The 6677-nt window shown below is 70.0% G+C and carries 8 protein-coding genes; 1 reads left to right on the forward strand and 7 read right to left on the reverse strand.

Translation table 11 applies throughout. The features are described 5' to 3' along the window. Both VJS38_RS06805 and VJS38_RS06810 read right to left on the reverse strand, forming a co-directional pair. Positions 1-260, reverse strand: a 260-nt coding sequence (locus VJS38_RS06805; protein ID WP_324087397.1) for a TIGR02444 family protein, incomplete at its 3' end; no start/stop codon positions are given. Further along, complete coding sequence (locus VJS38_RS06810; RefSeq protein ID WP_324087398.1) at positions 261-875, reverse strand: UbiX family flavin prenyltransferase; 615 nt, start codon at positions 873-875, stop codon at positions 261-263. Between the two features lie 127 nt (positions 876-1002). On the opposite strand from VJS38_RS06810, the gene VJS38_RS06815 reads away from it, so the two are divergent. Further along, positions 1003-1176 carry a YdcH family protein gene (locus tag VJS38_RS06815; RefSeq protein WP_324087399.1) on the forward strand — a complete coding sequence of 58 codons (174 nt, stop codon included), beginning with the start codon at positions 1003-1005 and terminating at the stop codon, positions 1174-1176. A gap of 91 nt (positions 1177-1267) precedes the next feature. On the opposite strand, the gene VJS38_RS06820 is transcribed toward VJS38_RS06815, so the two are convergent. The 5 genes from VJS38_RS06820 to VJS38_RS06840 form a co-directional block, all read right to left on the reverse strand. Next, positions 1268-1951, reverse strand: coding sequence for a DUF1013 domain-containing protein (locus VJS38_RS06820; RefSeq protein ID WP_324087400.1), 684 nt, complete (start codon positions 1949-1951; stop codon positions 1268-1270). 99 nt (positions 1952-2050) lie between these two features. After that, positions 2051-2233 (reverse strand): hypothetical protein, encoded by a 183-nt coding sequence (locus VJS38_RS06825; RefSeq protein ID WP_324087401.1) that lies wholly within the window; start codon positions 2231-2233, stop codon positions 2051-2053. Positions 2234-2619: 386 nt separating this feature from the next. Next, positions 2620-2883: a MoaD/ThiS family protein gene (locus tag VJS38_RS06830; protein WP_324087402.1), complete on the reverse strand. Its 264-nt coding sequence runs from the start codon at positions 2881-2883 to the stop codon at positions 2620-2622. After that, on the reverse strand, positions 2883-4004 hold the full coding sequence (locus VJS38_RS06835; protein ID WP_324087403.1) for a glycosyl hydrolase: 1122 nt from the start codon (positions 4002-4004) through the stop codon (positions 2883-2885). Before VJS38_RS06835 ends, VJS38_RS06830 begins: the two co-directional genes overlap by 1 nt. Positions 4005-4049: 45 nt before the next feature. Further along, on the reverse strand, positions 4050-6677 hold a 2628-nt coding region (locus VJS38_RS06840), incomplete at its 5' end, for an error-prone DNA polymerase (RefSeq protein ID WP_324087404.1).

Genomic DNA, 6677 nt, shown 5'->3' on the forward strand with positions numbered 1-6677 from the left:
TCGCGGGCGGCGTCGTCCACCGGCGGGAGGGGCGCCTTCAGGCCCCGCCGCACGGCGCGCAGCGGAACCAGCGTGGTCTCGTCCCAGCTGCGCGCGGTCCGCGTCGCCCGGTCCAGCACCGCCTCATCGTCCGGCCGCGCGCGGATCGCCCACAGCAGCAGGGAAGTGTTCTGCCCGTAGTCGTCCTGCAGCCTCAGGCAGGTCTCCGCAACCCCGGGGCGCGCGTAGGCGTCCAGCACCCAATCCCACAGCGGCGTCACTCATTCCTCCCCGTTCGAAGGCGCGCCCTCCAGGGCGGCGATGTCCTCGCCCCAGCGGCGCACCGGCTTCCAGCTCAGGCCAAACAGGTCGAGCGCCCGGCCCACCGACTGGTCGACCATCTGCTCCAGGCTCGCGGGCCTGGCGTAGAAGGCCGGCAGGGGCGGGGCGATGACCGCCCCCATCTCGGCGAGCCGCACCATGGTCCTTAGGTGCCCCAGGTGCAGCGGCGTCTCGCGGACCATCAGCACCAGCGGCCGGCGCTCCTTCAGCGTCACGTCCGCGGCGCGGGTGAGCAGGGTGGAGGTCACGCCGCTGGCGATCTCGCTCATGGTGCGCACAGAGCAGGGGGCGACGATCATCCCCATGGTGCGGAACGAACCCGAGGCGATCGCGGCGCCGATGTCGGCGGTGCGATGCGCGAGCGTCGCCTTCGCCTGCACCTCGCCGAGCGTCAGGTCGGTCTCCTGCGCCAGCGTGAGGACGGCCGAGCGGCTGACCACCAGATGGGTCGCAACGCCCAGCTCGCGGCAGGCTTCCAGGACCCGCAGGCCGTAGACGACCCCGGACGCGCCGGAGATGCCCACTACCAACGGAGCTTGTTCAAGGTTTGACATAAAGATGGCCCTAAACGCCTCCAATGACGGCTCCGCGTCAGCTCCGCCGGCTGCAAAGATATGTGATCTGACAGTCGGGGGAAGCGGGTGTTCACTCGCCGCATCCAAAGCGAGGAGACGTATCGTCATGGCCGTCGAAGCCAGGATCCGCGAACTTGGATCTCGCCACCAGTCTCTCGAACAAGCCATTCAAGAGGAACTGCGCAGGCCCGCCGCCGACGACCTCAGACTATCGGAGCTCAAGCGACAGAAGCTCAGGCTCAAGGAAGAGATGGAGAGCCTGCGCGCGCGAGCCCACTAGCCCGCCTCAGGTGATCCGGGGCCGCCGCCCATCCCGCGCGTTCATCAGGTGACTTGGCGCGCGGGATGGGCGGGCGAACCCCGCCAAATCCTCAGTCTTCGTGATCGGCGTCCTCGAAGACGTCCGCGGGATCGATGGCTTCGTCGTGCTCGAAGTCCTCGTCGACCGCATCCTCATAGGCGCCGGCCTCCGAGGCCGGCCGCAGCGTCGGGCCGTCGGCGTCGACGCCGTGGCGGGCGTCGTCCTTGGCTTTCTTGTCGGCCGCCTTGCGGACCACCGCATCCAGCTCCAGCTGGGTGGCGAGGCCGAGCGTCACCGGGTCGACCGGCTTGATGTTGGCCGAGTTCCAGTGCGTGCGGTTGCGCACCTGGTCGATGGTGGCCTTGGTGGTGCCCAAGAGGCGCGCGACCTGGCTGTCGGCGACTTCCGGGTGATTGCGCAGGAACCAGGCGATGGCGTCCGGCCGGTCCTGGCGACGCGACACCGGGGTGTAGCGCGGGGCCTTCTTCACCGGCTTCAGGAGCTCGGCGTGGCGGCTCTTCTGCGCCTTCATCCGGTAGTCGGCGTTCTTCTGGGCCGCATCCAGCTCCTCGCGCGAGAGCTGGCCGTTGGCGATCGGGTCGGCGCCGCGGATGTCGCGCGCCACTTCCCCGTCGGCGATCCCCTTCACCTCCAGCGGATGCAGGCCGCAGAAGTCTGCGATCTGTTCGAAGGTGAGCGAGGTGTTGTCCACCAGCCAGACGGCGGTCGCCTTCGGCATCAGGATTTCGGTCATGGTCTTAAAGTTCCGGCTCGGTTTCCGGCTGTCGGAAATGAAGGCGCCCGGCCTTTCGGCCGGGCGGTGCACAAGCGTCATATAGGCCGGATCGGGCGATCAGGGAACCGACTTCTCGCGGCGCGGTTGCGCGCCCCGCAGCTCCTGGTCATGCGCGATCATCGCGTTGTTGTTCCAGCGCATGGCCTCGTCGATGAGGCGGCGGCGGTCCGCGACGTTCGGGGTCCTGACCATGACGCCCATCAGGCGTACGGCTCGGCGACGGCAGTGGTCTTCGGTCATGGCTGTTCGCGCCCGCGGTTGGTCGTCGCCCTCGATCGGCTCGATGTTCGAAGCTAGCCGGCGCCGCATGATTGGCGGATGAACGGCGGCGGCGCGTCCCGTTCATCGGTGAGCTCGCAGTTCCCCGGAGGCTCGGATGTCTCCTTCCTGCGGGGGCTCCAGAGTCCGTTTGCGACCCAAACATGCCTTTGCAGCTCCCCCGGGCGACCGGTGCGCGCCCTTCAGCTGCGGTGACGAGGCGGAGACGCATTGCCGGCGGCCTGCCCTCTCCACCATCCGCTCTTCGCTACGCTCGGCGGACGGTTCCCCTCTCCCGCACGGCGGGAGAGGTAGATAACCACCCTTCGCCGAAGTTCGATACGTCCGCTTGCGGGCGCCAGAACCCCCTACCCCCCGCTCAACGCCCCGAAGATCATTAGCTCGTCCCCCGGCGCCAGCGCCCGGCGCACGTCGCGGGCCTCGTCCAGCCCGACGAAGATCCGCATGTGCCGGCGGATGCGGTCCTGCTCGTCGATCACCCGGAACTTCAGCCCTGGATAGCGCCGGTCGAGGTCGTCGAGGGCGGCTTCGACGGTCGCGCCGCAGGCCTCCACCCGCGTCGCGCCGTCGGTGTAGGCGATCAGCTGCGAGGGGATCAGCACCGCCACCATCAGAGCGGCGCCGCGACCACGGAGTAGATCTCCGGCAGGTGGGCGGCGATCTGGCGCCAGCTTGCGCCCTCGTCGCCGCTGGCCCAGAGCTCGCCGTTGGTGGCGCCCAGGTAGAGGCCGACGGGCGAGCCCGTGTCGGCGCAGAACGCCTGGCGCTTGACCGTGAACCAGCCCTGCTCGGCGGGGAATCCCTGGTCCTGCCGCTCCCAGCTTAAGCCGCCGTCGCGGGTGCGGTAGACGGCGGGGCGCCCGCCCGGGCTGACGCGGGGCCAGATCTCCGTGCCGTCCATCGGGAAGACCCAGGCGGTGTCCTCGCAGGCCGGGTGCGCCACGACCGTGAAGCCGATGTCGCCGATCTCGCTCGGCATGGCCTTGCCGATCCGCTCCCAGCGCTCGCCCGGCCGGTCGAGCCGATAGACGCCGCAGTGGTTCTGCTGCCAGATCCGGTCGGGGTTGGTGGGCGCCAGCGCGATGTAGTGGGCGTCCTGGCCGAACTCCGGATAGGGGTCGGGCAGGAAATTGGCCTCGACGTTCTGGTTCAGCGGCCGCCAGCTCTTTGCCCGGTCGGCGCTCTCGAACACCCCGCCGGTCGAGGTGGCGACGTACATGTGGGCCGCATCGCGCGGGTCGACGCGGATCTGGTTCAAGAGCGCCCCGTCGGGCGTTCCGGCCTCCGGCGGGCACCAGGCGGCGTACATCGGATGGTCGTTGAAGCCCGCGACGCTCTCCCAGCTTGCGCCGCCGTCACGGCTTTCGAACAGGGCCGGCGGCGAGGTTCCCGCCCACCAGACGCCGGGCTCGGAGGCGTGGCCCGGTTCGAGCCAGAAGGTGTGATGGACGGACCGGCCGGTCTCGGGATTGGCGGCCTTGGGGAAGGCGGGCGGCCGGGGGGCCTCGGTCCAGGTCTGCCCGTTGTCCTCGGAACGATAGATGGTCGGGCCCAGGTGGCCGGTAGAGGCGGCCATCATCAGCACGCCCGGCTCGCGCGGGTCGGCCACCAGGTGGTGGATGATCGCGCCCAGCAGGATCGGGCCCTGCACCCGCCAGCCCTGGCGGTCGTCGCTGCGATAGATCCAGGCCCCCTTGCGGGTGCCGACGAGAAGCTGAACCGGTTGAGCCATCCGTTCTGTCCTTCTTCTGCCCCGAGCCTAACCCGAGGCCCGCCGTCAGTGGAAATCCCGGCTGCGGATCAGCCGGCCGGAAACCTTGGAACGGACCTCCGCCCCCGTCGAAGGACGTTCGTCCGCGCGCATCTCCGACAGCCGGTGCGACAGGTCGGTGAATTTCTCCGCCACCAGGTGGATCACCTCGCCCTCGCGCTGCAGCTTGCCGTGCACCACCAGGAAGGCCGCGCCCATCACCGTGCGGCGGTTGGCCTCGAAGGCGTCGCGCCAGACGACGACGTTGGCGACGCCGGTCTCGTCCTCCAGGGTCAGGAACACCACGCCCTTGGCGGTGCCCGGCCGCTGGCGCACCAGCACCAGGCCGCCGACCGAGATCCGGCGGCCGTCGCGCAGGGTCTTCAAGGCCGCGCAGGGCGCGACGTTCATCCGCTCGAGCTCGGGGCGGAAGAAGCCGACCGGGTGGGCCTTCAGACTAAGGCTGGTGGTCCGGTAGTCCTCGGCCACGTGCTGGGCCGGGCTCATGAAGGGCAGCTCGACCTGCGCTTCCGCGGGCCGGCCGCGGGCGAGCAGCGGCGCCTCGTCCTGAGCGCCGATCTCGCCGGCGAGCCCCTTCACCGCCCACAGCGCCTGGCGCCGGTCCAGCCCCAGCGAGCGGAAGGCGTCGGCCTCGGCCAAGAGCTCCAGGGTGCGGCGGCTCACGCCGGCGCGCAGGGCGAAGTCCTCGAAGGTGCTGGCGCCGTCGCGGCGGGCCTCGACCAGCCTGCGGGCCTCCTCGACCTTCAGGCCGCGGATCTGGCGCAGGCCGAGGCGCAGGGGGCGGTAGTAGGCTGGGCCGATGGGCAGCGGGCGGCGGGCGGCGGACGCCCCCTCAGTCGCCTTCGGCGACAGCTCCCCCGCAAGCGGTGGAGCATCTTGGCGCTCGAGATCCTCCACTGCGAAGCGGGGGAGGTGGCTCGCATAGCGAGACGGAGGGGGCGCTGCGGGCTCGCCGTCCTCCAACCCGCTATCCCAGTCGCTCCACATCACGTCCGGCGGCCGCACTTCCACCCCGTGCTCGCGGGCGTCGCGGACCAGCTGGGCGGGCTGGTAGAAGCCCATCGGCTGGCTGTTCAGGAGGGCGCAGCAGAAGACGTCGGGCCTGGCCCACTTCACCCAGGCCGAGGCCCAGACGAGGAGCGCGAAGCTGATCGCGTGGCTTTCCGGGAAGCCGTAGGAGCCGAAGCCCTCGATCTGCTGGAAGCAGCGCTGGGCGAACTCCGGATCATAGCCGCGGGCGATCATGCCCTCGACGAACTTCACCCCGTAGACGCCCACGCTGCCGTAGTTGCGGAAGGTGGCCATCGACCGGCGCAGGCCGTCGGCCTCGTCGTCGGTGAACTTGGCCGCCTCGATGGCGATGCGCATGGCCTGCTCCTGGAAGAGCGGCACGCCCAGGGTCTTCTTGAGGATTTTCTCCAGCTCGTCCTGCGGATGCCCGGGCCCCGGCTTTGGATAGACGACGGGATCCTTCTGCTCCCGCCGTCGCAGATAGGGGTGCACCATGTCGCCCTGGATCGGCCCCGGCCGGACGATCGCCACCTCGATGACGAGGTCGTAGAACATCCGGGGCTTCAGCCTGGGCAGCATCGACATCTGCGCCCGGCTCTCGACCTGGAAGACGCCCACCGAGTCCGCGCGGCTCAGCATCTCGTAGACCTCGGGAACCTCCTGGGGCACGTCGGCGATATCGGCGATCCCCATCAGGTCGAGGCTCTTCTTCAGCGCCGTCAGCATGCCCAGCGCCAGTACGTCGACCTTCATCAGGCCGAGCGCGTCGATGTCGTCCTTGTCCCATTCGAGGAAGGTGCGGTCGGGCATGGCGGCGTTGCCGATCGGCACGGTCTCGTCCAGCCGGCGCTTGGTCAGCACGAAGCCGCCGACGTGCTGCGACAGGTGCCGCGGGAAACCCAGCAGGATCTGGGCGAGCGTGGTCGCCCGGCGGATCTCCGGCGCGTCGGGATCAAGGCCGGTCTGGCGGATGTGCTCGTCCGGCACGCCGTCGCCGTAGGAGCCCCAGACCGTGCCGGCGAGCGCGGCGGTGATGTCCTCGGTCAGGCCCAGCGCCTTGCCGACCTGACGGATCGCCATGCGCGGGCGGTAGTGGATGACGGTGGCGACGATGGCGGCCCGGTCGCGGCCGTAGCGGCGGTAGATGTACTGCATCACCTCCTCGCGCCGCTCGTGCTCGAAGTCGACGTCGATGTCCGGCGGCTCGCCGCGGGCCTTGGAGATGAAGCGCGAGAACAGCAGGTCCTGGCCGGGCTTGGTCGGGTCGACCGCGGTGATCCCAAGGCAGAAGCAGACCAGCGAGTTGGCCGCCGAGCCGCGGCCCTGGCAAAGGATGCCCTGGTCGCGCGCCCACTTCACCACGTCGTGGACGGTCAGGAAGTAGTTGGGAAAGCCCAGCTCCTCGATCAGGTCGAGCTCGTGGGCGATAATCCCGGCCTCGCGTTCCGGGACCCCGTCCGGAAACCGCCAGGCCGCGCCTTCCCAGGCGAGGTCGCGCAGGTGCTGGATGGCGGTCTTGCCGGGCGGCACCGGCTCGTCGGGATACTCGTAGCGGAGCTGGGAGAGGTCGAACTCCACCCGCTCGGCGATCTCGGCGCTGCGCTCGACGGCGCCCGGGAAACG

The organism is Phenylobacterium sp. (assembly GCF_035276905.1).
Lineage (GTDB): Bacteria > Pseudomonadota > Alphaproteobacteria > Caulobacterales > Caulobacteraceae > Phenylobacterium.

Bases quoted from the DNA above. Each gene is read 5' to 3' on its own strand.
- VJS38_RS06810 (WP_324087398.1), bottom strand. From the start codon at position 875: ATGTCAAACCTTGAACAAGCTCCGTTGGTAGTGGGCATCTCCGGCGCG.
- VJS38_RS06815 (WP_324087399.1), top strand. From the start codon at position 1,003: ATGGCCGTCGAAGCCAGGATCCGCGAACTTGGATCTCGCCACCAGTCT.
- VJS38_RS06825 (WP_324087401.1), bottom strand. From the start codon at position 2,233: ATGACCGAAGACCACTGCCGTCGCCGAGCCGTACGCCTGATGGGCGTC.
- VJS38_RS06835 (WP_324087403.1), bottom strand. From the start codon at position 4,004: ATGGCTCAACCGGTTCAGCTTCTCGTCGGCACCCGCAAGGGGGCCTGG.
- VJS38_RS06830 (WP_324087402.1), bottom strand. From the start codon at position 2,883: ATGGTGGCGGTGCTGATCCCCTCGCAGCTGATCGCCTACACCGACGGC.
- VJS38_RS06820 (WP_324087400.1), bottom strand. From the start codon at position 1,951: ATGACCGAAATCCTGATGCCGAAGGCGACCGCCGTCTGGCTGGTGGAC.